Source organism: Methylobacterium nigriterrae, assembly GCF_037106235.1.
In the GTDB taxonomy this organism is placed as follows: domain Bacteria; phylum Pseudomonadota; class Alphaproteobacteria; order Rhizobiales; family Beijerinckiaceae; genus Methylobacterium; species Methylobacterium nigriterrae.
In genome coordinates this window covers 1-256 of the sequence record NZ_JBAWTG010001024.1, presented here as the reverse complement: position 1 = coordinate 256, position 256 = coordinate 1, and the positions used below count along the sequence as shown (strand labels likewise).

Below are 256 nucleotides of genomic sequence, written 5' to 3'. Positions count from 1 at the left end.
GACCGGCCTCTGCCTCGCGGCGGCGCTCGCGGCCGCGGCACCGGCCTCCGCCCAGGAGCCACCGGACCGGCGCGAGGAGCGCACGGACCTGAACAACTGGAGTGAGCTGCGCGCGGCTCTGGCGCGCTGCTGGCAGATCCCGCCGGGCCCCGAGGGCTCGACCATCGCCTTCCTGTTCGGCCTCGACAGGACGGGCGCCAGCCGAGGCACGCCGCTCGTGACCGCGCGGCGGCTCGAGGGTGATGAGGAGGCGGGC

1 pseudogene is annotated in these 256 nt (G+C 77.0%); it reads left to right on the top strand.

Features of this window, described 5'->3' with window-relative positions:
- A pseudogene (locus WDW90_RS40100) lies at positions 1 to 256 on the top strand (hypothetical protein); the annotation flags it as partial.